This window comes from Pseudomonas sp. TH04 (assembly GCF_016651355.1).
GTDB lineage: Bacteria > Pseudomonadota > Gammaproteobacteria > Pseudomonadales > Pseudomonadaceae > Aquipseudomonas > Aquipseudomonas fluorescens.
Map to the genome: position 1 here is coordinate 1,395,532 of NZ_JAEKEA010000001.1, position 26,942 is coordinate 1,422,473.

Below are 26,942 nucleotides of genomic sequence, written 5' to 3' on the forward strand. Positions count from 1 at the left end.
AATAAGGAGACAAGAAATGGCTCTTACCCGCGAACAAATGGCTCAACGCGTCGCCCGCGAAATGCAGGATGGTTTCTACGTCAACCTCGGCATCGGCATTCCGACCCTCGTGGCCAACTACATCCCCGAAGGCATGGAAGTGATGCTGCAATCGGAAAACGGCCTGCTGGGCATGGGTCCGTTTCCGACTGAAGAAACCATCGATGCCGACATGATCAACGCCGGCAAACAAACGGTGACGGCGCGCATTGGCGCGTCGATTTTCTCCTCCGCCGAGTCCTTCGCGATGATTCGCGGCGGCCACGTCGACCTCACCGTGCTCGGCGCGTTTGAAGTCGACGTACACGGCAATATCGCCTCATGGATGATCCCCGGCAAACTGGTCAAAGGCATGGGCGGCGCCATGGACCTGGTGGCCGGCGCGGAAAACATCATCGTCATCATGACCCACGCCTCCAAGGACGGTGAGTCCAAGTTGCTCAGCCAATGCAGCCTGCCGCTGACGGGCGCCAAGTGCATCAAGCGTGTGCTGACCGATCTTGCTTACCTGGAAATCGAAAATGGCGCTTTTGTCCTCAAGGAACGCGCACCTGGCGTCAGCGTTGAAGAGATTGTGAGCAAGACCGCCGGTAAACTGATCGTCCCGGACCACGTTCCAGAAATGCACTTCCAGTGAGGACAGATTCCATGCAAGACGTCGTGATTGTTGCTGCCACCCGCACCGCCGTGGGCAGCTTTCAAGGTTCGCTGGCCAGTATCCCGGCGCCGGAACTGGGCGCGGCCGTGATCCGTCGCCTGCTGGAGCAGACCGGCCTGGACCCGGCTCAGGTGGATGAAGTCATCCTCGGCCAGGTGCTCACCGCCGGCAGCGGCCAGAACCCTGCGCGCCAGGCGTCGATCCTCGCCGGCCTGCCGCATGCTGTGCCGGCCTTGACCCTGAACAAGGTGTGCGGTTCTGGCCTCAAAGCGCTGCACCTGGGCGCCCAGGCGATTCGTTGCGGCGACGCTGAGGTGATCATCGCCGGCGGCATGGAAAACATGAGCCTGGCGCCGTACGTTCTGCCCGCTGCGCGCACCGGCTTGCGCATGGGCCACGCCAAGATGATCGACAGCATGATCACCGACGGCCTGTGGGATGCATTCAACGACTACCACATGGGCATCACCGCCGAGAACCTGGTGGACAAATACGGCATCAGCCGCGAAGCCCAGGACGCCTTCGCCGCAGCCTCCCAGCAGAAAGCCACTGCAGCGATTGAGGCCGGTCGGTTTGTCGATGAAATCACCCCGATCCTGATTCCTCAGCGCAAAGGCGACCCGGTGGCTTTCGCGGTCGATGAACAACCGCGCGCCGGCACCACTGCCGAATCCCTGGCCAAGCTCAAGCCCGCGTTCAAAAAAGACGGCAGCGTCACCGCCGGCAACGCCTCCAGCCTCAATGACGGCGCGGCGGCGGTACTGCTGATGAGCGCGGATAAAGCCAAGGCACTCGGCCTGCCCGTTCTGGCGCGTATTGCCAGCTACGCCAACGCCGGTGTTGACCCCGCCATCATGGGCATCGGCCCGGTCTCGGCCACCCGCCGCTGCCTGGAGAAAGCCGGCTGGAGCCTGGGCGAGCTGGACCTGATCGAAGCTAACGAAGCCTTCGCCGCGCAATCCCTGGCGGTGGGCAAAGAGCTGGAGTGGGATGCGGACAAGGTCAACGTCAACGGTGGCGCTATCGCCATCGGCCACCCGATCGGTGCCTCAGGCTGCCGCGTGCTGGTGACCCTGCTGCATGAAATGATCAAGCGCGATGCCAAGAAAGGCCTCGCGACGCTGTGCATCGGTGGTGGTCAAGGCGTAGCCCTCGCCCTCGAACGCAGCTGATTCAAGAGCAACATGGAAAAGGCCCGGTTCCACGAAAACCGGGCCTTTTCTTTGCGCGGCAGGCCTGAAAAAACACCCAGATGACTTCACTGTCAGTCGGTACGAGGCACCGCAAACACCGCGCTCGCCCGCGCGACGACCTTCTCCCCCACCTGCAAACTCGCCGTGGCGAACGCCATCTGCCGACCCCGTTGATGATGCTCCAACCGCACCACCATCCACTCACCCACCTGCACCGCGCCCAGGTAGTCCAGGGTCATGCTCGCGGTCATTAACGGCAACGCTGGCTCGCTGGAAAACGCCATCGCATACCCCATGCCGATATCCGCCAGAGTCGCTAACACCCCACCGTGCACCGTGCCGCGCCCATTGGCATGGCGGTTGTCGGCGCGCAGGCCGATTTCCAGCTGCCAACCTTCACCGCGGCAATACGCCGGGCCTAACAAGTCGAGCAACGGGCTGCTGCGCGGCAGCGAGACGAACCCTTCGGGCACAGTGTGAGCGATCATGGCGCGTTCTTCCTTGGCATAAGGTTTGAGGTGTACGCCTGGCTCTGCGAGGCTGCCATCACCATCAGCCACGCAAATCCTGCGCGATGCTTTGCGTAAATACGCCAGACCCGCTTTAATCGCGATCCATTTCCCCTGCACCGCCAAAGGAACTGCCATGCGCCATCTGGAAGGCACAACAAAACCGCTGCTTCTGATCTTGCTGGCCGGCCTGGCCCTGGCGGGTTGCTCGCCCAAGGATCACTCCCGCGCCTCCGTGATCAACGGCGAACAAGGCCGGGCCGGTGCGCAGTTGGCCTATGAGCATGAGCTGACGCTGGCGCTGCCTGGCGCCCTGCTTGCACCACGTATGCACGCTACCCGTGAGGCGTGTGAGTCGGCACGTTTCGGCGCCTGCAATATTCTGGGCATCACCGAGGATGACCATGGCGGCACGCTCATCCTGCGCATCGCGCCTAGCGGCGTGGAGCCGATGGTCACACTGGCCGCTGAAGGCGGGAAACTCGGCCAGCGCATCACCAGTGCCGAAGACCTGGCCGACGCGGTGGCCGATGTGCGCCGTCGCCAGGATCGCCTGCAAGCCCAACAGCAACGCCTCGACGAACTGGCCAAGCGCAAGGACATCAGCGTCAGCGACCTGATCGCCCTGAGCAAGGAACAGGCCGCTGTCGAAAACGAACTGCAGGAACTGGCACAGGTCGCCGCGGGCCAGCAACGTCGCCTTGATACCAACCGTGTGACCCTGAACTTCCGCTCTTCCGACGGTGCGCATCAACAGTCACGCTTCAGCCGAATGTTCAGCAACCTGGGTGACAACCTGGTAAACGGCACGGCGGACGCCCTGGAACGCGCCAGTTATGTGCTGCCGTTTTTGATCCTGGCGTTCCCGGTGGTGTGGTTGTGGGTCTGGCTGTGGCGCCGGTTCGTTAAACGCCGCCCATGATCAGCGCTTCATACAGCGCTGATAGCGCTCATCCACCCGCTTGGCAAACCACGCCGTGGTCAGGTTGCGGGTGATCTTCGGGCTCTTGAGCACGATGCCCGGCAGGATCGCCCGTGGCATCGGCTTGCCTGCCGCCTTATCCGCTAGAGCAAACACACGCTGGTAGAGGGTGGTCTGCTCAAAGTCCAATTGCTCGCCCTGCTCCAGTTGGCTGCGGATGCTGGGGTTGCGCATGTCCAACTTCGAACCCAGTGAGCGCACCGCCAGCTCTGTGGTACCCGGCAGCAGCGACCCATAACGAATCAAATCCCCGTCCAACGCCAGCTCGGTGCCGCTGGCACGGCTGACGGCAGCCTGAAACGCAGCGTTACGGCTGGCATACCAGCCCGCGTTGAAATCGGCGAAGCGGTACAACGGCTGGTCGTAGTTCACCGGGTAACCGAGCAGATGGGTGATACCAAAATACATCCCACCACGACGGGTGAAGACTTCGCGTCGAATCGTGCCATCCACGGTGTAGGGATAATCACGGGCGTGTTGTTGCGCAAAGTCGATGCTGACCTGCATGGGGCCGGCGGTATGCACCGGGTTGAAACCGTCAAACAAGGTATTGCCCAAGGGCACACTGCTGATGAAATCATCAAAGATGCCGCTGAGGTCCTTCTCTGTACGTGCGCCAGTGAGACGATCGGCGTAAGTCTTGCCGCTGGGCGAGCGCAATTGCAGCGCGGCACGCACCACAAACGCCGGGACATGGACCTTGCCGGCACGGCGCAGAATTTCGTCCTGGGCGATCTTGCCCATGTTCGGTACGGGTGGGTCGACCTGGTAGGTGGACTCTTGCTCGGTCACCGCCAGCACAGCGCAGATATGCTCGGTGCTGGGGTAGATTTTCTGGGTGTCGAAAGCGGTGTAAATGTCCTGGGCCCAGCCACTGCGGTCCGGTACCGAGGCTGGCAACAGGCGCACGATCTGCGCCTTTACCTCGGCTTCGCTGCGCTCAGGCTGCTGCGGGCCACGTGGGGTGGAGCAGCCGGCCAGCACCAGCAACGTAGTGAGGCACAGGATCAGACGGCTTGAATACATGGGGCTTCCTTGAATAACGACGGGCCGGGCAATGCGGATATCGACAGGTAAGTCTAACCGGGGTTCGCCAACCTGGTGCACTCGCCAGTTATCACCGAACGTGACAGCATCCGTCATCAGCCATTCGCACACGGAGTTGGATGCCATGCTCAGTCTGAATGTCCTCGTCACCTGCCTGATCGTCTTACTGATCCCCGGCACTGGGGTGATTTTTACCGTCTCTACCGGCCTGACCTCCGGCAAACGCGCCAGCATATTTGCCGCGCTGGGCTGCACCGCCGGGATCATCCCGCACTTGCTGGCGTCGATACTGGGCCTGTCCGCCCTGCTCCACACCAGCGCCTTGGCCTTCGAAGCACTGAAATTCGCCGGCGCGGCCTACCTGCTGTACCTGGCCTATGCCACCTGGCGTGACCGCTCGGCCTTTGCAATGAACGACACGCCGACAGTTGCGACCGCGCGCAGCCTGATCCTGCGTGGCTTCTTGCTGAACATTCTTAACCCCAAGCTGACAATTTTCTTCCTGGCCTTCCTGCCTCAATTCGTAACGCCAGGCGGCACCGCGCCGGCCTTGCAGATGCTGGTACTGAGCGGCGTGTTCATGGCGATGACGCTTGCAGTGTTTGTGCTGTATGGCCTGTTGGCGAATGTGTTTCGTCGTGCAGTGGTCGAGTCGCCACGTGTGCAGAACTGGCTGCGACGCAGTTTTGCCACGGCCTTTGCCGGGCTGGGGTTGAACCTGGCGTTTGCGCAGCGCTGAGAACGCGTTGAATCATGTCAATGGATCACTGACAAGGACTACTGAAACTTCCCACGCAACAGCCGGACAAGCTCTACAGATCTCTCCTTAAAACCTCTGCAAAGTCCTTCGCCTGATCACACAGTGCGAGGGATTGCAGATGGTTTTCTTTGTTAAAGCCCAGGGTTTTGGGGCTGTCGCTTGAACACGGCCATTGGCAGGCTGGCCCTGACCCCAATGGATGCCAAGACGGTCGATGTTGAAACCGTCTTGCGCGACTTTAGAGAGTGCCTGAACACCTTTGACGACTGGGCTGCGAGCTTCTGGAGCTTTTCGGCGCTGGATGTCGAGCAGGTGTTCAAGGTCGGCGACGAGGTGGCGCTGGTCGCGCCCATCAACCGCGCCATTTTTCCCAGCAGCACTGTTGCGACGTGCCAGGCCAACGGCACGTTGACCCTGGTGCACATGTTCCAGAGCACGCGGTTTGTGCCGATCGGCAACACGCCGGTGGTGCTGCAACGTGTCGATACCAACGGCGGGCCGCTGGGCGAGCCAATCCACAAGACCATCGGCCCCAGCGGCATTCTCGAAATCACCGAGTGCGACCGCAACCAGCCGTACCGAATCAGCTTCTATCCCAACGTTTCCACAGATCACGTCAAGGCGCTGTACGCGTCTTATCAGTCGGTGACCGGGGCGTTGGAGGCGCGCCTGCGCAGCGAGTGGATCGGCACGTTCCAAGCGCAGTGGAAAGACTACACGGACGCTACTCCGCTGGATCGGCGCCGGATGCTGGAAGCGGCGTTTCTCAGTGGCATGGGCAAAGCGCTTTACGGGCTGTGGGACAACATCACGCAACTGTTTGACTTGCTGGCGGACATCCAGCCCAACAGCGAGAAATTGCTGCAATACATCTCCCAAACCGAACTTGATGAACTGCTGAAGCTCGGCAACGACGCGATTGCCAACGGCCTGCTGATACTCAGCGATGAGCCGCTGTTGTTCATTTATGTGTCGGCGATGGTCAGTTGGATGCGAATGCTGCCGCCGCAAGAAATGAACGAACTGATGGGGGAAATCACCGGCGAGGTGTTGATCAACCTGCTGCTGATCTGGGCGACTGCGGGAATGGGTGTGGCGGTACGCCTGGGTACGCAGGTGCTGGGGCACATCAAGTCTGGGCGGGCCCGGGATCTGCTGGAGTTGTTGGCGACCAAGCTGGTGATGCCCAGGTTGGAGCTGCATGCCGAGGCGGTGAAGCCACTGCTGATTGGTAGCGTGGCGACGCCGATCAAGACCGTGCCGGTTGCGTCGTTGAAGGCTGGGGAGCAGTTGGTTTCCAACCCGGTACCGGTGGTTCGTAATAAGACCCAGCAGACGACATTGGTGCGCCAGGAACCTGTCGACGATGTGCCGGCTGCGGGTAAGAACCCGAACGGCGATGCGGCGGCCCCGGCGGACAAGACGGCCACCAACGGTTGCCCGGTGTCGATGGTGACCGGCGAGGAACTGCTGACCCTCACCGACGGTGTGCTGGACGGGATATTGCCGTTTGAGTGGACACGGTTGTATCGCACCAGTGCGGTGGAAGTAGATTGCGGGTTGGGGTTTGGTTGGAGTCATGCGCTGGCCCAAAGGCTGGTGGTGGATGGCGATTCGGTGGTGTGGACGGATCATGAGAACCGCTCGACTGCCCTGCCCCTGCCTACAGTGGCTCGGCCGGCGATTACCAACAGCCTGGCCGAAGCGGCGATTTACTTGGGCGCTTTGCCCGATGAACTGGTGCTGGCTCAGGCGTCACGTTTCTACCATTTCCGCGACGGTTTACTCACAGCCATCAGCGATGCGTATGACAACCGCCTGCGGGTTGTTCGAGATCGTTTGGGGCGAATCGAACGGCTGGATAACGGTGCGGGCCGCTCGCTGTTTTTGCGCTATGCGTTTGGTCGCATCGCGGCCGTGGACTATCAGGTTCATCGCGCCAAAGGGCCTGAACCCTTTGAATGGGTGACTGAACAGAACGTCGTTTCTTACGCCTACGATGACCTTGGCCGACTGGTGTCAGCGACCAACGCCGTCGGTGAAAGCGAGGTTTATCGGTACGACGATCAGCACGTCATTCTGGAGCGGCAGCTGGCCGGCGGGGCGAGCTTCTTCTGGGCGTGGGAACGGGCTGGCAAGGCGGCACGCTGCATCCGGCACTGGGCCAGTTTTTCGCAGATGGACACGCAGTATGCGTGGGATGACAACGGCCGGGTCACGGTTCACAACGCTGATGGCAGTCGCGAAGTTTACGTGCATGACCAGCGCGCGCGGCTGGTGCAGCGTATTGATCCCGACGGCGCCGAGCACTTCAAGTCCTATGACGACAAAGGCCGGCTGACGGTCGAGCAAGACCCGTTGGGCGCGGTGACGGCGTATCAGTACGACGACGCCGGACGGTTGGTGGCGTTGTTTCCTGGGGAGGATGAACCGACTTCCTACGAGCACGATAACGGGTTCGTACGGGTTGTACGGCGTGGTGAGGCGGTCTGGAAGTATGAGCGCAACGACCAGGGCGACGTCATTCGCAAGACTGATCCCGACGGGAATGTCACGGACTGCAGCTACGACAAATACGGGCAACTGAGCGGGATTTGGTATCCGGATAACAGCTGTCACCGGCTGGTCTGGAATGAACGCGGTCAGTTGCTTGAGGAGCAACTGCCGAATGGCGCTATCAAACGCTATCGCTATGACGCTCTTGGGCGGAAAGTTGCGCACGAGGATGAACAGGGTGCGCTGACGCAGTATCAGTGGGACGCCGCCGGGCGTCTGCTGAAACTGACTCGGCACGATGGAGCTACGCGGGAATACAGCTACAACCCCTACGGAAAAATCACCGCCGAACGCGATGAACGGGGCCACGTCACTCGCTACGAATACGCCGACGGCCTGCACCTGATCAGCCGCCGCATCCATGCCGATGGCACTCAGGTCAACTACCGCTACGACAACGTACGGTTGCTGCTGACCGCCATCGAAAACGAAGTCGGCGAAACCTACCAGCTCGCTTACCACCCCAATGGCCTGATCCAGCAGGAAATCGGTTTTGATGGCCAGCGCACCGCCTACGTTTACGACCTCAACGGTAACCTGGCGGAAAAGACCGAATATGGCGATGACGGCAGTCAGCTAATCACCCGCTACGAGCGAGACCACGCCGGCCGCCTCGTACGAAAAACCCTGCCCGACGGCAACCTTGTTGATTATGCCTACGACCGCCAGGGCAACCTCCTCAGCGTTGACGACGGCCACTGGGCGCTGGCCTACGAATATGACAGCCAAAACCGACTCACCGCCGAACACCAGGGCTGGGGCACCTTGCGCTATGGCTACGACGCCTGCGGCCAGCTGCAAAACCTCCGTCTGCCGGACAACAACCGCCTCACCTTCAACCACGACAAAGGCGGCCACCTTGCCAGCGTCGAACTGAATGGTGAAACACTCACTTCTCACCTGTTCAAAGCCGGTCGCGAACACCAGCGCCAACAAGGTCAGCTCCTCAGCCACTACCACTACGACGAACAAAACCGCCTGCACGCCCACGCCGTCAGCCAACAGCAACACACTCTCTACCAGCGCCAATACGACTACGACAACACCGGCAACCTCACCCGCCTGCTCGACACCCGTAAAGGCCAACACGACTACCACTACGATCCCCTCGCCCGTCTGACTCGGGCCGATCACTCACAAGACGTGCAAGAACGCTTCGGCCACGACCCGGCGGGCAACCTGCTGATGCAGGATCGACCCGGCCCGGACATCGTTGCCGGCAACCGCCTGATGATCCAGGGCGATCATCATTACGACTATGACGCCTTTGGCAACCTGATCCGTCAGCGACGTGGCAAAGGCCATCAACTCGTTACTGAATACCGCTACGACTGCCAGCACCGGTTGATAGGCATCACCCAGCCGAACGGAAAAACAGCCAGCTATCGCTATGACCCGTTTGGGCGACGGGTCAGCAAAACCGTCGACGACATCACCACCGAGTTTTTCTGGCAAGGCGACAAGCTGATTACCGAGCATCACGCGGATCGCCATCGCAGTTACCTCTACGAACCGGACAGCTTCCGCCCGCTGGCACTGCTGGAAGGCTTTGGCCCTAAAGACACCCAGCCCTTCCACTACCAACTCGACCACCTCGGAACACCGCAGGAGCTTACAGACCCAGACGGTGAAATCGTCTGGTCGGCGCACTACCGCGCCTACGGCGAGATTGCCCGCCTCGATGTCAACAAAATCGACAATCCGCTGCGCTTCCAAGGCCAATACTTCGACCCGGAAAGCGGGCTGCACTACAACCGTCATCGCTACTACAATCCGGACAGTGGTCGTTACCTGACGCCTGACCCGGTGAAGCTGGCGGGTGGGATTAACGCGTACCAGTACGTACCGAACCCTACGGGGTGGGTAGATCCGCTAGGACTCAATAAATGTCCCGGTAAATGCGGTCCCTTTGAGGACGTCGAAGATCCGGCAAACAGTGCAAGAGTCAAAGGCGACCAGCCGACGCTGCCTGCACCTGAAGAAATCGAATGGACAGCTCATGGGTATAAGCACAGCCCCTCAAAAAAAATGCCTTGGAAAGATATTTTGGCAACAACAAAGTCCGGTCCAGCCAAGTACAAGCCAGGCATAAATATTGAAAACTTGGAAAGAGAAGCCTATAAAAACGGCAGAGCAGTTACTAATGGAAAACCATGGAAAGTGATGGAGTACCCTGAGAGCATTGGCGCCAGCGAAGGAGTATCCAGCCGTTGGATACGTATTGAATTAAGCGCGAAAACAATCCACGGCCACCCTATTTCAGAGCAAGAGTTTCGGAGGTTAACTAAATGATCTCGTTAGAATTTCTACAAGGCAAAGTAACTTACGACGAACTCTCTATGTTGCAGGATTCAGGGGTAGAGCATCAAGCCCACCATCTGAAAGAGGACATGCTTCAAGTGGAGTATCCAAACGGTTTCCTCATTGATGTAGGTTGGTATCCTTCATTCGACGCAAAAGGGCACTTCCAAATAAAAGTCGTTAAAGACTATGAATGGGAATTTCCCACTTTAACGCTTACCGCGCAGTCAATTGACTCGCTAATCGAGCAACTGCTCCTCGCTCAAGTTTCGATTCGCGCAGAACTTCAAAAAACGCCAATTCATTGATCGATTGAAAACATCTAATGAAGCGTGTTTCCCCAAGCTGGTACCTGCGACGAGCACACTCGCTCGCCACAGGATCACAGACCGGACTCAGATCCCAGCCAACGCCAAATCCATCGCAAAATACGTAAAGATCAAATCCGCCCCCGCACGCTTGATCGACCCCAACGTCTCCCGCACCACCCGCGCCTCATCAATCGCGCCGGCCTGGGCGCCAAACTTGATCATCGCGTACTCACCACTCACCTGATAGGCCGCGACCGGTAAGCGTGAGGCTTCGCGGATGTCGCGGATGATGTCGAGGTAGGCACCGGCGGGCTTGACCATCAGCGCGTCTGCGCCCTCTTGCTCGTCCAGCAGCGATTCGCGCACGGCTTCGCGGCGGTTCATCGGGTTCATCTGGTAGCTTTTGCGGTCGCCCTTGAGGGCGCTGCCACCCGCTTCACGGAACGGGCCGTAGAGGGCCGAGGCGAATTTGGTGGAGTAGGCCATGATCGGAATATGGGTGAAACCCGCGTCGTCCAGGGCGCGGCGAATCGCCTGGACCTGGCCGTCCATCGCTGCCGAAGGGGCGATCACATCGGCGCCGGCACGGGCGGCGGCCACGGCTTGCTTGCCGAGGTTGACCAGTGTCGCGTCGTTGTCGACATGAGCACCGTGCATCACGCCGCAGTGGCCGTGGTCGGTGTATTCGCAGAAGCACGTGTCGGACATGACGATCATTTCCGGCACGGCGTCCTTGATAATCGAGGACATGCGCGAAACCAGGCCGCGTTCTTTCCAGGTGTCGCTGCCGTTCGCGTCCAAGTGGTGGGACACGCCGAATGTCATCACCGACTTGATCCCGGCACGGGCAAAACGCTCGATCTCACCGGCCAGTTTCTTCTCGGGGATTCGCACCACGCCCGGCATGCTGGTGATCGGTACGAAGTCGTCGATTTCTTCTTCGACGAAAATCGGCAACACCAGATCGTTGAGGGTGAATTCGGTTTCCTGGAACAAGCCACGCAGCTCCGGGGAGCGGCGCAGGCGACGTGGGCGGGCTTGGGGGAACTGGCTGGTCATGGTTTTCCTGACTGGATGCTAAAACAGTAGAGGCAAAAGTCTTTGGGGCCAAAGCTTATGCCTCCAGGCCCCGGCAGCACAAATGCCAAGGGGCCAACAGTGTATTGCGTGGCCCGTAACAATTCATTGATCTAGAGCTGTACACGCCCTTCGATGCATACCGCTACCTCGCCGCCGATCCAGATTTCATCGCCATGATGCTCGACGCGAATACGCCCGGCGCGTCCCATGGCCGTACCTTGGCTGACCACGTAACGGCTTGGCGCCAGGCCTTCACTCAGCAACCATTGGGCAAGGCCGGCGTTCAGGCTGCCGGTGGCCGGGTCTTCCGGGGCGCCGTCGCCGGCGATAAAACCGCGGACTTCGAAGTGCGTGTCCACATCGTCGCGCGCCGGGTCACAGGGCGCGATGACGCCAACGGCCAAACCGTGGAGTTGCGAGTAATCCGGCTGCAAACCCAGCACCTGTTCGCGATCGGCCAGCATCAGCGCCAGCCAGCCCCCACCATTGTCCACCCACTGGCTGCGCACAATGGCCTCGGGCGCCAGCCCCAGCGCCAGGCGCACGCGTTCGAGCACGGGAGTTTCCACCGCGCCGGAACGCAATAACGGCGGAGCAATGAACGCCAGTTGATCGCCTTCGCGACGGACACGCACCAGGCCGATTTCGCACTCCTGGATGATCTCCTCGCCTTTGGGCACGCCGCCCGCGTGCAACCAGGCATGGCAACTGCCCAAGGTCGGGTGCCCGGCGAACGGCAGCTCGTTGAGCGTGGTAAAGATTCTCACCCGATAATCCGCCCGCGGATCACGCGGCGTCAGCAAAAACGTGGTTTCGCTGAGGTTGGTCCAGTTAGCGAAGTCGGCCATTTGCTGGTCGGTGAGGCTATCAGCGCCCAGCACCACGGCCAACGGGTTACCTTTGAGTGAAACGCTGCTGAATACATCCAGCTGTTTGAAATCGAACGTCTGCATGCTTCAGCTCGGTATGTTCAGGCCGCGGATCACCGCAGGGCGGGCAACAAAGCCGTCCAGCGCGCGCAGCACATTAGGGAAATCAGCAATGCCCACCAGGTCGCCGGCTTCGTAGAAGCCAATCAGGTTGCGAACCCATGGGAACGTGGCGATGTCGGCGATGCTGTATTCGTCGCCCATGATCCAGGTGCGACCCAGCAGGTGTTGTTCCAGCACGCCCAGCAAACGCCGAGACTCGGCGGCGTAGCGATCACGCGGGCGCTTATCTTCGTATGCCTTGCCGGCGAATTTGTTGAAGAACCCGACCTGGCCGAACATCGGGCCGATACCCGCCATTTGAAACATCAGCCACTGAAGGGTTTCATAGCGGGTGGCCGGGTCTTCGGAGAGTAACTGGCTGGTTTTTTCGGCCAGGTAAATCAGAATCGCGCCGGACTCGAACAGCGCCAGCGGCTGACCGCTCGGGCCATTGGGGTCGATGATCGCGGGGATTTTGTTGTTGGGGTTCAGGGACAGAAACTCGGGAGACAGCTGGTCCTGGGTTTCGAAACTGACCTTGTGCGCTTCATAAGGCAGGCCCAGCTCTTCGAGCATGATCGACACTTTGACCCCATTGGGCGTGGGCAACGAATACAGCTGCAAGCGTTCCGGGTATTGGGCGGGCCATTTGCTGTTGATCGGGAAAGCGGCAAGTGCGTTCATCGGAAAGTCCCCAGGCGGAAAGTCCCCATAATAGCCAGCGGCTCGCCGTCCTGCATGGGTCATCATTGCGCAACATTACTGCGCTAATCTCGCGCGCTGACGAACCAAAGAGCCGATACACACTCTTAAGTGCGCCATCAGGGTGAATGGAGACACTCGTTACAACGACACGGAAAACCGCAGGACGCCGCATGCGTCACTGGCGCCGGGCCTGTACGACTTCAACCCAAGCACGAAGACTCGACACGACAATGACAATCAAGCCTCTGTGCCTTACTAAACGCCTTAAACGCTATTCATACATCATGTTGCCGCTGCTGCTGGTTGGCGGCGCAATCGGCCTGACGCTGGAGTCGCGGATCAGTCGCGCCGAGCCGGTGGATGGCGTACAAACCCTGGTCTTCCTGCGCCACGGTGAAAAACCGGCCGGCGGCCTCGGCCAGCTCAACTGCCAGGGCCTGAATCGCGCGATGAACCTGGCGAGCGTCTTGCCGGAAAAATTCGGTAAGGCCAACTACGTATTCGCCGCCAACCCGACGCGCAATGTCGAGGAAGGTGAGCACGACAATTCCTACAGCTACATCCGGCCACTGATGACCATCAGCCCCAGCGCCATCAAGCTCGGCCTGCCGGTGAACATCAAGTTTTCAGCCAACGACACCAGCGCCCTCGCCGACGAGTTGGTCGAAGACAAGTACCACAACGCGATCATCTACACCGCCTGGTCCCACGGCTACCTGCCAGAGCTGATCAACAAGGTGGCCAGTGAAGCCTCGGGGGAAAAACACACGATCACTGAGGATTGGTCGGGCGACGACTACGACACGCTCTATGTCCTGACCTTGACCTGGCACAACGGCAAAGCCTCACTGCTGAGCCGCAATTACAAGCAAGGCCTGAATAACGGCGAGCGGACATGCCCGGACGCCACTCAAGTCAGCGCAGATATCTGAAGCTTGCGCGCCACAGGCGTATGATGCCCCGCTATTGAACCATCTGCGGATCTGCACCATGCCCAACCTCATCTCCCAGCAGCCCAACCGGGGCTGGTCCTTCTGGTGGAAACCAGCGCTGTTCGTGCTGGTGGCCTGCATAGGCCTCTACTATGTGAAGTGGTCGCCCTATTACCTCAAGGCGTTCGTGGCGGCGGATAACCACAGCATCGGCGCCTCGATTCTGAATGACCAGCAAAGCTCGCCACTGGCAGCGGCGCTGGCCTATGCCCAGGTGTATTTCCTGGCGATCTGGAAGGCCGCCGTGCTGGCGGTCATTCTGGGCTCGCTGTTGCAAGTGTTGATTCCCCGCGACTGGCTGTTGCGCCTGTTCGGCCGCGCCGGGCTGGGTTCGACCGTACGTGGCGGGCTGTTCGCCTTGCCGGGGATGATGTGCAGTTGCTGCGCGGCCCCGGTGGCAGCCGGCATGCGCCGTCAGCAGGTGTCGGTGGGTGCGGCCCTGGCGTTCTGGATCGCCAACCCGGTATTGAACCCGGCGACCCTGGTGTTCATGGGCTTTGTGCTGGGCTGGGGCTTTACCGCATTGCGGCTGGTCGCAGGGATTGTGCTGGTGGTCGGCGTGTCCCTGGTGGCGCAGCGGATTGCCCGGCCCGACCAAGTGCCGGAAGCCGCACTGGAAGCAGTGGCCGACGTCAGCCAGGTCGAGTCGCAGCCGTTCCTGAGCCGTTGGTTAAGTACCCTGTGGCAGTTGTTCTGGAGCACGATCCCGATCTATATCGTCGCCGTGCTGGTGCTGGGAGCTGCGCGGGTCTGGCTGTTCCCTCATATTGACGGGGCCATGGCCAACAGCCTGATGTGGCTGGTGCCGCTGGCGATCGTTGGTACGCTGTTCGTGATTCCTACCGCCGCCGAGATCCCAATCGTACAAACCATGATGACCCTGGGCATGGGCACCGGGCCGGCCGTGGCCTTGCTGATGACCCTGCCCAGCGTGAGCCTGCCGTCACTGCTGATGCTGCGCAAGGATTTCGACGCGCGCGTACTGGTGACGGTGGCCGGGCTGACCATGCTGATGGGCGTGGTGTGTGGGTTGATCGGGGCGGTCCTTCTTTAGATTTCTGGCGACGTTGAGGACCCTTTCGCGAGCAAGCCCGCTCCCACATCCAACCGTGCTCATCCTGTAGGATCGCGGTCGTAATGTAGGAGCGGGCTTGCTCGTGAAGAGACCCTCAAAACCAGCGACTATGCTCGCCTGGCACTCCGCTCGCGCAAATACTCCACCACCGCGCCCTGCTCCCCCGCGAACTCGATCCGTGCGCCCTTGCTTTCACGCTGGAAGGCGTACATCGGGTCGTAATACTCGCGCAGCAACCCTTCGATCCATACGCGGTGCAAGTCCACGGCAGCGCTGCGGGCCTGTTCAGCCAAAGCGTCCTGCAAAACAGCCTGCAAGCGCTGGAAGCGCTCGCCGCCCAGGCGTTTATGGATATTGGCCAGGCTCTGGGTCAGGCGCTCGGCAAACAGCGCCTGGCCATTTTCGCCAAACACCTGGATAAACTCGGCGCACAGGTCGACCACGTAATCGCGCAAGATCCTTTCGACCCGGCCTTCAACGCTGTCCTCCAGCCACACCATCGGGAATGTCTGCATGCCTTTGTGCAACGGCAAGGGCAGCGCACAACTGCCTATCATGCGGCTCTCATCCTCAACGACAAATTGTTCGATCCCCGCCGCGCGTTTTTTCAGCAGGTCCACCGCCAGGCGGTTTTCGAAGTCGATGTTGGACGGTTGTGTCGTGGCGCGTTTGCCGAAGCTGGAACCGCGATGGTTGGCGTGGCCCTCAAGGTCCAGGGCGTTATGCAACTGGCCAAGCACCTCGGTTTTACCGGTGCCGGTCATGCCGCCCAGCAATACGAAATCACACTCGGCGGTCGCCTGCTCCACGGTCTCCAACAAAAAGGTCCGCATGGCCTTGTAGCCACCGCCGACACGGGGGTACTCGATACCGGCTTCGGTTTTCAACCATTGCTGCACGATCTGCGAGCGCAGCCCGCCGCGAAAGCAGTACAAGTAACCGTCAGGATTGGCCTTGGCGAACTGCGCCCACTGTTCGATACGCTCAGCCTTGATCGCCCCCGAGACCAGCTCATGCCCCAGCACAATCGCGGCTTGCTGGCCCTGCTGCTTGTAACAGGTGCCGACCCGTTGGCGCTCGTCATCGGTCATCAACGGCAAGTTGATCACCCCGGGAAACGCGCCCTTGATGAATTCGATCGGTGCGCGGGTATCCATCATCGGCCGGTCGTTGAGGAAGATGTCGCGGTAGTCGGTGATGTCGGTTGCCATCAAAACACCTCTACCGCGTGTGTCTGTCGCTCAACCAGTGCACCGATCGGCTCCAGGCTCAGGCCCAGCTCGGCAGCCACCGCGTGGAACTCAGCGTCACCTTCCGCGGTAACGGCGATCAACAGGCCGCCACTGGTCTGCGGGTCGCACAGCACGCGTTTGTGCAGCTCCTGCAAGCGCCCGACTTTGCTCGAGTAGCTGTCGAAGTTGCGCAAGGTGCCACCGGGCATGCAGCCCTGATCCAGGTAATCCTCAATCCCGGCCAAGAGTGGGACTTTTTTGTACTCAATGCGGGCTGTGAGAGCACTGCCGTCAGCCATTTCCACCAGGTGGCCCAACAGGCCGAAACCGGTGACATCGGTCATGGCCGTGACGCCAGCCAACTTACCGAAACGGCTGCCCGGTTTGTTGAGCGTGCACATCCAGTCACGGGCCACGCCGACATCCGCCTCGCGCAATTTGCCCTTCTTCTCGGCGGTAGTGAGGATGCCGATGCCCAGCGGTTTGGTCAGGTACAGTTTGCAGCCGGCGGTAGCGGTGTCGTTGCGTTTCATATGGCGCTTTTGCACGATGCCGGTCACGGCCAGGCCGAAAATCGGCTCCGGGGCATCAATGGAGTGGCCACCTGCCAAGGGGATACCGGCGGCATCGCACACCGAACGGCCGCCACGGATCACTTCGCGGGCAACCTCCGGCGCCAGCACATTCACCGGCCAGCCCAGAATGGCAATGGCCATCAACGGGTCGCCCCCCATGGCGTAGATGTCGCTGATCGCGTTGGTGGCGGCAATGCGCCCAAAGTCAAAGGGGTCATCGACGATCGGCATGAAAAAGTCGGTGGTGGAAACCACACCGCGTTCGTCGTCGATGGCGTACACCGCCGCATCGTCGCGTGAGGCGTTGCCGACCCACAGATTGGGGTCGAGGTTCTGCGCGCCACTGCCGGCGAGGATCACTTCCAGCACCTGGGGCGAAATCTTGCAGCCGCAACCCGCGCCGTGGCTGTACTGGGTGAGGCGAATCGGCTCGTTCATGGTGGACCTCAAGGTAACAAGTGGGCGGATTCTATCAGACAGCAAAAAGCCGGCTGGACTCTTGAGCGTTCAGCCGGCTTTCGGGTTCAGCGGTTACTGCCTGGCGGCGAGCAAACGCTTGTGGCGATTGCGCCGCGCGATGTTCAGGCACTCGATCACCGCCGAGAACGCCATGGCCGCATACACGTAGCCTTTGGGCACGTGAGCGCCGAAGCCTTCAGCGATCAACGTCATGCCGATCATGATCAGGAAGCCCAGGGCCAGCATCACGACCGTCGGGTTGTCGTTGATGAACTTGGCCAGCGGTTCAGCCGCCACCAGCATCACGATGACCGAGGTCACCACAGCAATGATCATGATCGGCAAATGCTCGGTCATGCCCACGGCGGTGATGATGCTGTCGATGGAGAACACCAGGTCGAGCATCAGGATCTGACCAATCGCCGCAGCAAAGCCGATGGTCACCACGTTGCCGGTGGTTGCCTTTTCTTCCGGCTCGGGGTCCATGCTGTGATGGATCTCGGTCGTTGCCTTCCACACCAGGAACAGGCCACCAGCGATCAGGATCATGTCTTTCCACGAAAACACCTGGCCGAAGATCTCAAATACCGGGGTCGTCAACTGCACGATAAACGCGATAGTACTCAACAGGCCCAGGCGCAACACCAGCGCCATGCTGATGCCGATACGGCGCGCCTTGGCTCGGTGCTTCTCGGGCAACTTGTTGGTGAGGATCGAAATAAAGATCAGGTTATCGATGCCCAGCACGATTTCCATGACGATCAAGGTGGCCAGTGCCACCCAGGCGGTGGGGCTGGCGGCCAGTTGTAAAAGGTAATCCATAGGTCAGTCCTGACGTTGTGCTGGGGAATTAGGCTTCTTTATTGCCGGTTTCAGGTTCTTTGTCTTCCTGATCCGCCTTTTTTTGCGGACTGATCAGGCCTTGCGTCGCCTCACTCAATGCCTGCTCGGCGGCTTTGTGGGTGTCATCAATGGCTTGCTTGGCCGACTCGGTGGCCTTGCCCATGACTTGCTGGGCGCTTTTTTCGACTTGATCACAGCCGCTGATCACCACCAATGAAAGCGCAAGTAAGGCCGCCGCGCCCAGAGAATTGAGTTGCATGCTGTATTCCTCGTTAGAACCAGTGGGTCCAAATAGTGGCCCCTCGATAGCGAGGCATTCTATGCAGTCGAACAGTTCAGTAAAATTCGTATTTTTCTCGTATATACTTCGATTTTTACGAAGTGTAGTCCACGATGCTTAATTATCGACAACTGCATTATTTTTGGGTGGTGGCCAAGACCGGCAGCATCGTGCGCGCCTGTGAGCAATTGAACCTCACGCCCCAGACCATCAGCGGGCAGATCAGCCTGCTGGAGCAGACCTTTGGTATCGCGCTGTTTCAGCGCGTCGGCCGCCAGCTTGAACTCACCGAAGCCGGGCGCCAGGCCTTGCCCTACGCCGAGCAAATGTTCCAAACCGGCAACGAACTGGAGGCGATGTTGCGCGCGCAGCCCAATGAGCAGCAGATCCTGTTCAGGGTCGGCGTGGCGGATGTGGTGCCCAAATCCATCGTTTACCGGCTGATCGCCCCCACGATGGAGCTGAGCGAACAAATCCGTATCACCTGCCGCGAGGACAAACTCGAACGTTTATTGGCCGACCTGGCGATTCAGCGCCTCGACCTGGTGATCTCCGACAGCCCCATGCCCACTCACTTGGACATCAAAGGCTACAGCCAGAAACTGGGGGAGTGTGGCATCAGTTTTTTCGCCACCCAGGCGTTGGCCGACCAGTACGGTGGTGATTTCCCACAATGTCTGCAGGGCGCGCCGCTCTTGATTCCGGGGGCCGAGACGGTGGTGCGCAGCCGCTTGCAGCGCTGGTTCGCCGAGCAGCAGATTCAACCGAAGATCATCGGCGAGTTCGATGACAGTGCGTTAATGCAGGCGTTTGGCCAATCCGGCAGCGGGATCTTTATCGCCCCCAGCGTGATTGCCGACGAGGTGGTGCGCCAGTACGGGGTGGCGCTGATTGGCCAGACCGATGCGGTGACCGAGTCGTTCTACGCGATCTCGGTGGAGCGCAAGGTCAAGCACCCCGGCATTGTGGCGATTACCGAAGGCGCTCGACGCGAGTTGTTTACCGCCCTGCCCTGACGATTCAGGCGTTGGATGCGACCGGCTGCCTGGCGGTCATCAGCCACAACGCCAGCAGGATCGACACCAGGATAAACCCGGACGCCGCAAAGCCCAGGCTGCCAAGGCCGAGGGTGTCGATCACATGCCCGCCGACCATTGCCCCCAGGCCAATCCCCAGGTTGGCTCCGGCAATATTCAACGACGCCGCAAACGCCGGTGCATGGGGCGCGGCCTTCATCAGCCGCACGTGGCTGACCAGGAACAGCGCCGCCTGGGTCACGCCCCACACCGCCATCGCCGCCGCGAGGCCGACGGTGGAATGAATCGCCGGGACCAACGCCACCATGCCCGCGATCATGAACCCACAGAACACCATGGACGCGATCAACGGGTGGCGGTCCACTGCGCGCCCGCCGAGTGAGTTGCCGATCAGGCCTACCGCGCCAAACCCCATCAGGCACCAGCCGACCAATGTGCCGTCAAAGCCGGCCAGACGCTCAAGAATGTCCGCCAGGTAGGTGTAAGCGGTGAACATGCCGCTGAACACCAGCACTGACAGCAGGATATGCCCCTGCATCAACGGGTTGCGCAGGATCTTGAATTGCGAGCGCAGTGTCACTTGGTCGTTCTTCGGCTGGGTCACCGGCAGGTAGATAAACAGCAGCAATGCCTTGGCCAACGCCACCACCGCCAGAATCGCAAACGCGGTACGCCAGCCGAACATGTCGGAAATCAGCGTGCCGACCGGAATGCCGAACACCGTGGCACAGACGATGCCGAAGCCGATTTTTTCAATGGCTCGTCCGGCGTATTCGGGGCCAACAATGTCCACCGCCGTCTCGCTGGCCAAGGCCCAGAACACCGGCAACCCCAATGCCGGAATCAACCGCGCGAATGCCATCACCCAAATATTCGGCGCCAGCGCCGCCAGGGTATTGGCCACGCCGAACATGATCAGGATGCTGATAAACAAGCGCTTGCGTGGGAAGCGCGCGCAGTACGCCGTCAGGAACGGACCGAACGCCGCCACGGTAAAGGCGAACAAGGTCACCAACAAACCCGCTTGGGACACGCTGACATTCAGGTCCCGGGCAATCGATGGCAGCAGGCCCACGATGACGAATTCTGTGGTCAACACAGTAAAGCCGGCGGCCGACAGCAGCAGGATGGGAAACAACATAAAAACTCCAGAAACGACGACATCAACGACAGCCCGAAGGGCTCGCTGACGGAGAGGAAAGATGAGAGGCAAGAATGTTAACAGAGTATGTCTGGATTTTGCCAAAGCCTGCGGGTGCGGGTGACGCAATGCCGCACCGAACGGGACGCTTCCTACAGCATGTTAGACTCCGCACCTACTGCCTACAGCACTTTCCGCCTGCAATGCTGCGTTCTATTAAAAAAACTAGAGACAACTGTTTATGACTGCTGCCCCTTCCCTGTTACAACGACTTATGCGCGTCAGCCTGGTTACCCAAATTGTCTTGGGCTTGCTTGCCGGGATTCTATTGGCCCTGTGGATGCCCGAGGCTGCCCGCGCTACCGGGTTTATCGGCAAGGTGTTCGTCACGGCCCTGAAAGCCGTTGCGCCGATCCTGGTGTTCGTACTGGTCATGGCGTCGATCGCCAACCATAAACACGGCCAGGAAACCCATATCAAGCCGATCCTCTTCTTGTACCTGCTCGGTACCTTTGCGGCTGCCGTCGTGGCGGTGGTCGCCAGCACGCTGTTCCCGTCGTCCCTGGTGCTTGCCACCCATGACGTCGCGGTAAGTGCTCCCGGCGGCATCGGCGAGGTGTTGCAAAGCCTGCTGTTGAGCGTGGTGGATAACCCGGTGAGCGCGCTGATGAATGCCAACTTTATCGGCATTCTGGCGTGGGCCATCGGCATGGGCATCGCGATTCGCCATGCCGGCGAAACCACCCGCACCGTGCTCGACGACCTGTCCAACGGCGTAACGCTGATCGTGCGCGTGGTGATTCGTTTCGCGCCGCTGGGGATCTTCGGTCTCGTGGCCTCAACCCTGGCCACCTCCGGTTTTGGTGCCCTGCTCGGCTACGCTCACCTGCTGGTGGTGTTGATCGGCTGCATGCTGTTCGTGGCATTGGTGGTCAACCCGGCCATCGTGTTCTGGAAGCTGCGCCGCAACCCCTACCCGCTGGTGCTGATGTGCCTGCGTGAGAGCGGCATCACCGCTTTCTTCACCCGCAGCTCCGCGGCGAATATCCCGGTGAACCTGGCGTTGAGCAAACGCCTGGGCCTGCATGAAGACACCTATTCGGTATCGATCCCACTGGGCGCCACCATCAATATGGCCGGTGCCGCAATCACCATCACCGTACTGACCCTGGCGGCCGTGCATACCTTGGGTATCACCGTCGACCTGCCGACCGCCGTATTGCTCAGCGTGGTGGCAGCGGTGTGTGCCTGCGGGGCGTCGGGCGTGGCCGGTGGCTCGTTGCTGTTGATTCCCCTGGCGTGCAGCCTGTTCGGTATTCCCAGCGAGATCGCCATGCAGGTCGTCGCCGTAGGTTTCATCATTGGTGTGTTGCAGGATTCGGCGGAAACCGCGCTCAATTCGTCCACCGATGTGCTGTTTACCGCCGCCGCATGCCTGGGCCAGGAAGAACAGCCGGCTTAACCATCAGGCGTAAAAAAGCCCGGGGCGGTTCGTTGAAGAACCGCGCCGGGCTTTTTTGTACCTGGGTGCTTAGAACGCGCCCATGTAATCGCGCTTGCCCACTTCGACACCGTTGTGACGCAGCAAGGCGTAAGCGGTGGTGACGTGGAAGAAGAACTGCGGCAGGCCGTAGGTCAGCAGGTAGGACTGGCCGCTGAAGCGCTTCTCTTTCGGGGTGCCTGGGCGGGTGATGATCTCGATGCCTTCCTTGCCGTCGATTTGCTCGGGCTTGATCGTGTCGACAAACGCCAGCACCTTGGCGATCAGGGCTTGCAGGTCGGCAAAGGTCACTTCGCTGTCTTCGTACTTCGGCACTTCAATCTCGGCCAGGCGTGCGGAAACGCCCTTGGCGAAGTCGACGGCGATCTGCACCTGGCGCACCAGTTGGAACATGTCCGGGAACAGACGCGCCTGCAACAGAGCATTGGGCTCGATGTTCTTGGCGGTGGCATGGGCTTCGGCTTTGTTCAGCACATCGCTCAGGGCGTTGAGCATTTGCTTGAAGACCGGGATGGAGGCGGCGTACAGGGAAATAGTCATGACAGTCTCGCGGTGATGGCAGGGTGTGTAACCAGCGGCGATTATAGACATGCCAGCTGCGTGTGCAGCTTGTCTTTTATTTTTTCAGGATTAGGCTAGGTGCGGGCGCTCTCAATGAGTTTCCCCGTCGCGCCGGGTTGTGCCTTAACGCGGGCCCTGCGTTGCCGGCCTTGGAAAGGGAACAACCATTCCCAGCGGCCTGCGTCTTGCCTGGCCCGCTTTAAGGCGACAACACGACGGGAACACTCATTGAGAGCGCCCCCTCTTACTGCATAGGGAAAGCGCGATGACCGCCGAGCACGCTACCGACACCCCAGAACCACGCCTGAACAGCACGGAAATCCGCATCCTGGGCTGCCTGATCGAAAAACAGGCGACCAACCCGGAAACCTACCCCCTGACCCTGAATGCATTGGTGCTGGCCTGCAACCAGAAAACCAGCCGCGAGCCGGTGACGAACCTCAGCCAGGGCCAAGTGGGGCAAAGCCTGCGCGCGCTGGAAGGCCAAGGTTTCACGCGCCTGGTCATGGGCAGCCGGGCCGACCGCTGGGAGCATCGCGTCGACAAGGCACTGGAGTTGGTGCCGGCCCAGGTGATACTGATCGGGCTGCTGTTTCTGCGCGGGCCGCAGACGGTCAATGAACTGCTGACCCGCAGCGGGCGCATGCATGATTTTGAAGATGCCGAGCAGGTGGTGCACCAGCTGGAGCGCCTGATTGCGCGCGGGCTGGCGCTATTGGTGCCGCGTCAGGCAGGGCAACGGGAAGATCGTTACACCCATGCGCTGGGCGATCCGGCGGATATTGAGGTGATTCTGTCGGCGCGGGGTCATGCGGTGGAGCGCTCGGCCGGTGCCGTCTCTTCGGATCGTATCGAAGAACTTGAAGCCCGGATTGCCGCATTGGAAGAGCGCCTCACGCAGCTGGAACAGGCTTAACACGGTCAACCTGTGGGCGCTGGCTTGCCAGCCCCCACATGGGTTCTGCCGGGTTCGCTAGGCTCGGGCAAACGCCACGGCTTGTTCAAACTGCGCCTGCGTCGGCCGCACGCCGGTGTACAGCACAAACTGCTCCAACGCCTGAATCGCGATCACTTCCAGCCCGGTAATCACCCGCTTACCCTGGGCGCGGCCACGCACAATCAGCGGTGTTTCGGCCGGGATCGCCACCACATCAAAGACGGTGTCAGCAGCATCCACAGCGTCAGCCTCAAAGGCTAACTGGTCGGCTTCCGCCCCGCCGGTCATGCCAATCGGCGTCACGTTGACCAACATCTGCGGGCGCAAATCACCCAATTGCGCTTGCCACTCATACCCCAGACCTTGTGCCAACGCCCGGCCTGCCGCCTCATTGCGCGCGACAATCACGCCGTTGGCATAACCACCGTCGCGCAAGGCACTGGCCACGGCCTTGGCCATGCCGCCGCTGCCACGCAGGGCAAAGCTCGAGTCTTTTGGCACCGCGTGCTTTTTCAGCAGTTGTTCGATAGCAATATAGTCAGTGTTGTAGGCCTTGAGATGGCCGTTGGTGTTGACGATGGTGTTAAGGGAGGTGATGGCCTTGACCGACTCGTCCAGCTCGTCGACCAAGGCGATACTGGCCTCCTTGAAGGGCATGGACACACCGCAACCACGAATGCCCAGCGCCCGAATACCACCGATCGCACCGGGCAAATCCTGGCTACTGAACGCTTTATAATAAAAATTCAAACCCAGCTGTTCGTACAGATGGTTATGGAAACGCAAGCCAAAATTCCCAGGCCGCGCCGACAATGACATGCACAGTTGGGTGTCCTTGTTGGGGTGCATCTGCATGGGTAACTCCTTAAGTAAGCAATTCGGTACAGATCCTTACACAACCTTTACCTATCGGCCGTGCTGTTTTTCAGAAATACGTTGTCTTAAAAGTATCCCCGCGACAATCCTTGAGTCTATTGATTGCAGACCACAAGCGCAGGGGCTAACCGAGGAATGACCATGATCCGTAAAATCCCCAAAATCGCCTTGCTTATCGGCGCACTCGCTATGGCAGGCCAAGCCTCCGCCCACGGTGGTGGTTGGGGTGGCCCGGCCGTGTTGGGTGCTTTGGTCGGCGCCGCCGTAGTGGGCTCCGTGGTTGCCAGCCAATCCCAGCCGGTCTACGTGCAGCAACCGGTGTATGTCCAGCCGCAACCGGTGTACGCCGCGCCGCCCCCGGTCTACTACGCACCGCCACCGCCGGTGTATGTGCAACAACAGGTTTATTACCGCCCGGCGCCGGTCTATTACGGCCCACCGCGCGGCTATTACGGCCCTCCCCACGGCTACTATGGTCGCGGCTGGTAACACGCAATTGAGCTGACAGACACAGGCCTCGCCGACACGCGGGGCCTTTTTTTGCCTGAAAAGTCCGGATTCGTCCTGCCAAGGTCGCTATGAGGACAATGTTCCGCGAGTAATCGCACATGATTATGGCCAATGACCCCTTGCTCGAAGGCGCCTCGCGCTGTCATGTTTGTGTCACCCAACACTCTCACTATCGACACTGTCCACCCAATAACAACAAGGACGACTGACCATGCCCACGCAAAACCCCCATCGAACCGCTGGCCTGTGCACATCCAGCAAGGTCTACAGCGCACTGACCGAACTCAAGCACCTTGAGGGCCACCGCAGCGCAAAATTCCTCTCGCTGCTGGCGGAAAACCTGGTGCGTAAGGGGCTGCTCAGTGAACAGGAAGTGGTTTCCATGCTCGATCAAGTGGTGGATTGACGCCTGGCGTTAATGTCGACTATCGAGACTGGTGATTTTTCCTACGGGCAAACAGCCAGTATGGTGAACTCCATCGCCATTGGAGGTATTTATGCCTACTGTTCAGATCATGTCCGTCATCGGCAGCGCAGTCCCCGCCCCTCTTCGTGAGCACGGCTTGCTGGCCTGTTGGTATCTGGTGCGCGATGGCGAGCCCATCAGCGGCCCGCTCACCTCGTTGTCCGCCGCCGAAAAACAGCTGCAGCAAGCGTCGAACTTCAGGCTCCACGCTTGAGCGTCACTCGCTGTAACGTCTAGGGCAACGGCAGTTTGACCCGTGGTTTGCTTTCCACGAACAACGCCCAACTGGACATAAACAGCGCCGCTACCAGCGGGCCGATCACAAACCCGTTCAGGCCGAACACCGACAGGCCGCCCAAGGTCGAGATCAAAATCAGGTAATCCGGCATCTTGGTGTCCTTACCTACCAGGATCGGGCGCAGCACATTGTCCACCAAGCCAATCACGAACACGCCGAACAGTCCCAGCACCACGCCCTGCCAGATCGACCCGCTCAAGAGGAAGTAGGCAGCCACCGGCGCCCATACTATTCCTGCGCCGACCGCCGGCAACAGCGAAAGAAACGCCATCAGCACCGCCCAGAGCAACGCACTGGGAATGTCCAGAAACCAGAAGATCAACCCTCCCAGCGCACCTTGGGTCACCGCCACCAGCACGTTGCCCTTGACCGTCGCGCGTACCACCCGGTTGAACTTGAGCTGCAACCGACGCTTTTGCGGCTCGGCCAGCGGCACCGCCGTACGGACCTTGCGCACCAGTTCCGGGCCGTCGCGCAGCAGGAAAAACAGCAGATACAGCATGATGAAAAAGCTCACCAGGAAATCAAAAGTACCCTGGCCGAAGCTGAATGCCTGGGTTGCAAAGAACTGGCTGCCTTGCATTGCACTCTTGACGATTTTTTCCCGCAGGCCTTCCAGGTTGCCCATGCCGAAGCGGTCAAGCAGGTGCTGGAAGTACGGCGGCAGCACGTTTTTGAACTGCTCGATATACCCCGCCACATCCAGCTTTCCGCTCTCGATATTGTTATAGAGGGTCGCGCCCTCTTGCACCAGCAGCACGCTGGTAATGATCACCGGCAAAATGGCAATCAGCAGGCACACCGTCAGGGTGGCCAGGGATGTCAGGTTGCGGTTCCAGCCAAACCGCAGCTGCAGGCGCCGCTGCATCGGGGCAAAGATAATGCCGAGGATCACCGCCCAGAACACCGCGCCGTAGAACGGCAGCAATATCCAGATAAAGGCGATGGTCACCAGGGCCAGCAACAACAGCAGGGTTTTGAATTGCAGGTTCGTTTGGTTCATGTCCGGTCCATGTCAGAAAAGCAAAGGGCCTTCGTAAGCCCTGA

General features: G+C 60.1%; 27 protein-coding genes. 14 read left to right on the plus strand and 13 right to left on the minus strand.

Annotation, left to right across the window (positions count from 1 at the left end):
- The first annotated feature begins 16 nt into the window (after positions 1 to 16).
- Both JFT85_RS06050 and JFT85_RS06055 read left to right on the plus strand, forming a co-directional pair.
- Entirely contained in the window at positions 17 to 676 is a 660-nt protein-coding gene (locus JFT85_RS06050) for a CoA transferase subunit B (RefSeq protein WP_053255447.1), read from the plus strand.
- A gap of 11 nt (positions 677 to 687) precedes the next feature.
- A complete protein-coding gene (locus tag JFT85_RS06055; RefSeq protein ID WP_053255446.1) occupies positions 688 to 1,869 on the plus strand; it encodes an acetyl-CoA C-acetyltransferase in 1,182 nt (393 codons plus the stop codon).
- Positions 1,870 to 1,961: 92 nt separating this feature from the next.
- Here JFT85_RS06055 and JFT85_RS06060 read toward each other — a convergent pair whose 3' ends face one another.
- Entirely contained in the window at positions 1,962 to 2,378 is a 417-nt protein-coding gene (locus tag JFT85_RS06060; RefSeq protein ID WP_053255754.1) for a PaaI family thioesterase, read from the minus strand.
- Positions 2,379 to 2,535: 157 nt separating this feature from the next.
- On the opposite strand from JFT85_RS06060, the gene JFT85_RS06065 reads away from it, so the two are divergent.
- Positions 2,536 to 3,321 (plus strand): DUF4349 domain-containing protein, encoded by a 786-nt coding sequence (locus JFT85_RS06065; protein ID WP_053255445.1) that lies wholly within the window; start codon positions 2,536 to 2,538, stop codon positions 3,319 to 3,321.
- On the opposite strand, the gene JFT85_RS06070 is transcribed toward JFT85_RS06065, so the two are convergent.
- A complete protein-coding gene (locus JFT85_RS06070) occupies positions 3,322 to 4,407 on the minus strand; it encodes a DUF1615 domain-containing protein (RefSeq protein ID WP_201229482.1) in 1,086 nt (361 codons plus the stop codon).
- Positions 4,408 to 4,552: 145 nt separating this feature from the next.
- Here JFT85_RS06070 and JFT85_RS06075 point away from each other — a divergent pair, with 145 nt between their 5' ends.
- From JFT85_RS06075 to JFT85_RS06085, 3 genes are all read left to right on the plus strand, one after another.
- Positions 4,553 to 5,167 carry a LysE family translocator gene (locus JFT85_RS06075; RefSeq protein ID WP_053255443.1) on the plus strand — a complete coding sequence of 205 codons (615 nt, stop codon included), beginning with the start codon at positions 4,553 to 4,555 and terminating at the stop codon, positions 5,165 to 5,167.
- A gap of 216 nt (positions 5,168 to 5,383) precedes the next feature.
- A complete protein-coding gene (locus JFT85_RS06080; RefSeq protein WP_242486572.1) occupies positions 5,384 to 10,036 on the plus strand; it encodes an RHS repeat-associated core domain-containing protein in 4,653 nt (1,550 codons plus the stop codon).
- Positions 10,033 to 10,353: a hypothetical protein gene (locus JFT85_RS06085; protein WP_078827989.1), complete on the plus strand. Its 321-nt coding sequence runs from the start codon at positions 10,033 to 10,035 to the stop codon at positions 10,351 to 10,353. Before JFT85_RS06080 ends, JFT85_RS06085 begins: the two co-directional genes overlap by 4 nt.
- An 87-nt stretch (positions 10,354 to 10,440) precedes the next feature.
- On the opposite strand, the gene hemB is transcribed toward JFT85_RS06085, so the two are convergent.
- From hemB to JFT85_RS06100, 3 genes are all read right to left on the minus strand, one after another.
- On the minus strand, positions 10,441 to 11,415 hold the full coding sequence (gene hemB, locus JFT85_RS06090) for a porphobilinogen synthase (protein ID WP_053255439.1): 975 nt from the start codon (positions 11,413 to 11,415) through the stop codon (positions 10,441 to 10,443).
- A 131-nt stretch (positions 11,416 to 11,546) separates the two neighbouring features.
- Positions 11,547 to 12,389: a PhzF family phenazine biosynthesis protein gene (locus tag JFT85_RS06095; RefSeq protein ID WP_053255438.1), complete on the minus strand. Its 843-nt coding sequence runs from the start codon at positions 12,387 to 12,389 to the stop codon at positions 11,547 to 11,549.
- A gap of 3 nt (positions 12,390 to 12,392) precedes the next feature.
- A complete protein-coding gene (locus tag JFT85_RS06100; protein ID WP_053255437.1) occupies positions 12,393 to 13,091 on the minus strand; it encodes a glutathione S-transferase N-terminal domain-containing protein in 699 nt (232 codons plus the stop codon).
- A gap of 251 nt (positions 13,092 to 13,342) precedes the next feature.
- On the opposite strand from JFT85_RS06100, the gene JFT85_RS06105 reads away from it, so the two are divergent.
- Both JFT85_RS06105 and JFT85_RS06110 read left to right on the plus strand, forming a co-directional pair.
- Entirely contained in the window at positions 13,343 to 14,044 is a 702-nt protein-coding gene (locus JFT85_RS06105; protein WP_053255436.1) for a hypothetical protein, read from the plus strand.
- Between the two features lie 58 nt (positions 14,045 to 14,102).
- Complete coding sequence (locus tag JFT85_RS06110) at positions 14,103 to 15,158, plus strand: permease (protein ID WP_201229486.1); 1,056 nt, start codon at positions 14,103 to 14,105, stop codon at positions 15,156 to 15,158.
- A 128-nt stretch (positions 15,159 to 15,286) separates the two neighbouring features.
- Here the strand turns inward: JFT85_RS06110 and mnmH are convergent, their stop codons facing one another.
- The 4 genes from mnmH to JFT85_RS06130 all read right to left on the minus strand — a co-directional run bounded on the left by mnmH (position 15,287) and on the right by JFT85_RS06130 (position 18,547).
- The gene (gene mnmH / locus JFT85_RS06115) at positions 15,287 to 16,390 is read right to left on the minus strand and encodes a tRNA 2-selenouridine(34) synthase MnmH (protein WP_053255434.1); all 1,104 of its coding nucleotides are present in this window, start codon (positions 16,388 to 16,390) and stop codon (positions 15,287 to 15,289) included.
- Positions 16,390 to 17,424, minus strand: coding sequence for a selenide, water dikinase SelD (gene selD / locus JFT85_RS06120; RefSeq protein ID WP_053255433.1), 1,035 nt, complete (start codon positions 17,422 to 17,424; stop codon positions 16,390 to 16,392). Before selD ends, mnmH begins: the two co-directional genes overlap by 1 nt.
- 93 nt (positions 17,425 to 17,517) lie before the next feature.
- The gene (locus JFT85_RS06125; RefSeq protein WP_201229488.1) at positions 17,518 to 18,267 is read right to left on the minus strand and encodes a TerC family protein; all 750 of its coding nucleotides are present in this window, start codon (positions 18,265 to 18,267) and stop codon (positions 17,518 to 17,520) included.
- Positions 18,268 to 18,295: 28 nt separating this feature from the next.
- On the minus strand, positions 18,296 to 18,547 hold the full coding sequence (locus JFT85_RS06130) for a hypothetical protein (protein ID WP_053255431.1): 252 nt from the start codon (positions 18,545 to 18,547) through the stop codon (positions 18,296 to 18,298).
- A 134-nt stretch (positions 18,548 to 18,681) separates the two neighbouring features.
- On the opposite strand from JFT85_RS06130, the gene nhaR reads away from it, so the two are divergent.
- Positions 18,682 to 19,584 (plus strand): transcriptional activator NhaR, encoded by a 903-nt coding sequence (gene nhaR, locus JFT85_RS06135; RefSeq protein WP_069552542.1) that lies wholly within the window; start codon positions 18,682 to 18,684, stop codon positions 19,582 to 19,584.
- 4 nt (positions 19,585 to 19,588) lie between these two features.
- On the opposite strand, the gene JFT85_RS06140 is transcribed toward nhaR, so the two are convergent.
- Positions 19,589 to 20,746, minus strand: a complete 1,158-nt coding sequence (locus tag JFT85_RS06140) for an MFS transporter (protein WP_201229490.1) — start codon at positions 20,744 to 20,746, stop codon at positions 19,589 to 19,591.
- A gap of 241 nt (positions 20,747 to 20,987) precedes the next feature.
- Between JFT85_RS06140 and sstT the strand changes: the two genes are divergently transcribed.
- Complete coding sequence (sstT, locus tag JFT85_RS06145; RefSeq protein ID WP_053255428.1) at positions 20,988 to 22,208, plus strand: serine/threonine transporter SstT; 1,221 nt, start codon at positions 20,988 to 20,990, stop codon at positions 22,206 to 22,208.
- Between the two features lie 69 nt (positions 22,209 to 22,277).
- Here the strand turns inward: sstT and JFT85_RS06150 are convergent, their stop codons facing one another.
- Positions 22,278 to 22,787 (minus strand): DUF1993 domain-containing protein, encoded by a 510-nt coding sequence (locus tag JFT85_RS06150; protein ID WP_053255427.1) that lies wholly within the window; start codon positions 22,785 to 22,787, stop codon positions 22,278 to 22,280.
- 286 nt (positions 22,788 to 23,073) lie between these two features.
- On the opposite strand from JFT85_RS06150, the gene JFT85_RS06155 reads away from it, so the two are divergent.
- Positions 23,074 to 23,724: a YceH family protein gene (locus JFT85_RS06155; RefSeq protein ID WP_053255426.1), complete on the plus strand. Its 651-nt coding sequence runs from the start codon at positions 23,074 to 23,076 to the stop codon at positions 23,722 to 23,724.
- Between the two features lie 57 nt (positions 23,725 to 23,781).
- Here JFT85_RS06155 and JFT85_RS06160 read toward each other — a convergent pair whose 3' ends face one another.
- On the minus strand, positions 23,782 to 24,600 hold the full coding sequence (locus JFT85_RS06160) for a shikimate 5-dehydrogenase (RefSeq protein ID WP_069552539.1): 819 nt from the start codon (positions 24,598 to 24,600) through the stop codon (positions 23,782 to 23,784).
- A 156-nt stretch (positions 24,601 to 24,756) separates the two neighbouring features.
- Between JFT85_RS06160 and JFT85_RS06165 the strand changes: the two genes are divergently transcribed.
- The 3 genes from JFT85_RS06165 to JFT85_RS06175 all read left to right on the plus strand — a co-directional run bounded on the left by JFT85_RS06165 (position 24,757) and on the right by JFT85_RS06175 (position 25,811).
- On the plus strand, positions 24,757 to 25,110 hold the full coding sequence (locus JFT85_RS06165) for a hypothetical protein (protein WP_053255424.1): 354 nt from the start codon (positions 24,757 to 24,759) through the stop codon (positions 25,108 to 25,110).
- A gap of 232 nt (positions 25,111 to 25,342) precedes the next feature.
- Positions 25,343 to 25,537, plus strand: coding sequence for a hypothetical protein (locus JFT85_RS06170; protein ID WP_053255423.1), 195 nt, complete (start codon positions 25,343 to 25,345; stop codon positions 25,535 to 25,537).
- 91 nt (positions 25,538 to 25,628) lie between these two features.
- Positions 25,629 to 25,811 (plus strand): hypothetical protein, encoded by a 183-nt coding sequence (locus JFT85_RS06175; RefSeq protein WP_053255422.1) that lies wholly within the window; start codon positions 25,629 to 25,631, stop codon positions 25,809 to 25,811.
- Between the two features lie 19 nt (positions 25,812 to 25,830).
- Here the strand turns inward: JFT85_RS06175 and JFT85_RS06180 are convergent, their stop codons facing one another.
- Positions 25,831 to 26,898 carry an AI-2E family transporter gene (locus tag JFT85_RS06180; protein ID WP_053255421.1) on the minus strand — a complete coding sequence of 356 codons (1,068 nt, stop codon included), beginning with the start codon at positions 26,896 to 26,898 and terminating at the stop codon, positions 25,831 to 25,833.
- Between the last annotated feature and the right edge of the window lie 44 nt (positions 26,899 to 26,942).